The organism is Pontibacterium sp., assembly GCF_041587635.1.
Classification (GTDB): domain Bacteria; phylum Pseudomonadota; class Gammaproteobacteria; order Pseudomonadales; family Balneatricaceae; genus Pontibacterium.
Window position 1 is genome coordinate 1 of record NZ_JBFGYC010000682.1, and the last position, 1,860, is coordinate 1,860.

The window sequence follows — 1,860 nt, forward strand, 5'->3', positions numbered from 1 at the left end:
CTGCAATGACACTAATACCTAGGTTGTGAGCCATCGCGATAATAGCCTGAACAATAGCCAGATTATCGGGATCTTCGTTGATGTCGCGGACAAAGGATCGATCAATTTTTAGTTGATCAACCGGCAAGTGTTTCAGGTGGAATAGAGATGAGTAACCGGTGCCAAAGTCGTCGATTGAGAAATTAATTCCCAGATCTTTAAGCTGCATCATTTTGTCAGCGGTTGAATCAACATCGATCAGTACCGCACTTTCAGTTAGCTCAAACTTTAGTAACTCACCTTTTGCCCCTGTTTCACCTAATACGTGTTCTACGTTTGATACAAAATCAACCATTCCGAACTGGTGAGCGCTGACATTCACAGACAAAGTGACTTTGCTGAGTTCGGGGTGATCAGCCCAAACAGCCAGCTGACGGCAGGCTGTCTCCAATACCCAGTTACCCAGAGGGATAATCAGGCCACACTGTTCTGCCAGCGGGATGAATTTTCCGGGTGGTATCAGCCCCTTCTCCGGATGGATCCAGCGAAGTAACACTTCGGCACCGGTGACTTTCCCAAGATATGTTTGTGCTTGATAGTAAAGAACCAGTTGCTCATCTGCGATAGCACGGCGCAGTTCTGATTCCATTTCTGCCTGGATGTAGAGCTCTTGCTGAATTTTTGGATCAAAGAATCGAAGGGTGTTTCTGCCTGATTCTTTTGCCTGATACATTGCTACGTCTGCGCGTTTTAGCAGGTCCTTAGCATTTTTGTCCCGGTGATCGAATAAGCTCAGGCCGATGCTGGCAGTACCGTGATATTCAGAGTCTTTAAGGGGATAAGGTTGGTTCAGCGCCTGCACAATTTTTTCGGCGATCTGTTCTGCGTCCAGTGCCGCTTGATTATAGTCCGCGTTCAGGTCTTCAAGGATGATAATAAACTCATCGCCACCTAAACGAGCAACCGTATCGACTTCTCGGACAGAGTGCCGTAGCCGTTGGGCAACTTCGATCAACAGGCAGTCACCGACATCATGGCCTTGGGTATCGTTCAGTGTTTTGAAGTTGTCCAGATCAATAAACATCAACGCACCCAGTTGATGTCTGCGTTTGCGCAGCAGCAGTGACTGCTCCAGTCGATCAAGCAATAATCGACGGTTTGGCAGACCTGTAAGCGAATCATAAAATGCCAGTGTATGGATATCCGCTTCGGCTTGTTTGCGCTGGGTAATATCGGTGAATGCCGCGACATAGTTAGTGACCTTTGCATGGTCATCAGTCACGGCGGTGATGGTTAGCCACTCAGGATAAATCTCGCCATTTTTACGTTTGTTCCAAATCTCTCCTTGCCAGTATTTATTGTTTTCCAGCTCTTCCATCATCTTGCTATAGAAATCGCTGTCGTGGCGCCCAGAGCTGAGAATGGATGGATTCTTGTCGATGACCTCTGCCGCACTGTAGCCGGTGACCTGAGTAAAGGCATTGTTCACGCGCAAAATGCGATGAGATGTATCAGTAATGATCATCCCTTCCTGAGAGTTAAATGCCGTTGCGGCAATATGGAGTTCTTGCTCGGCTTCTTTGCGGTCTGAAATGTCGCGCGACAATACAACAAACCGGGGAGATTGCCCCGCAAGTGTATGACGTCGGGCGATTGAAAGCTCAAAGCATCGTGGGCCATTTTTACCTGAGAGTGTAATTTGAGTCCCATGTGCGTGGCCGCTTTGCTCTGCCTCTTTCAAGGCGCTCAATAGTGTCGTACATGCTTCGGCGGGCATGATCTGTTCAATATGATGAGACAGCAGGAGCCCGTCTCTGCTGAGGTCATCTTGATAATCTATCGAGCGACAGTCGTAATAGTGACCATCAATATCAATCTCAA

The 1,860-nt window shown here is 47.8% G+C and carries 1 protein-coding gene; it reads right to left on the reverse strand.

Annotated elements, in window-relative coordinates; genetic code table 11:
• The coding region (locus tag ABYW01_RS20675) for a putative bifunctional diguanylate cyclase/phosphodiesterase (RefSeq protein WP_372836402.1) at nt 1–1,756 on the reverse strand (1,756 nt) is incomplete at its 3' end.
• Nucleotides 1,757–1,860: the final 104 nt, after the last annotated feature.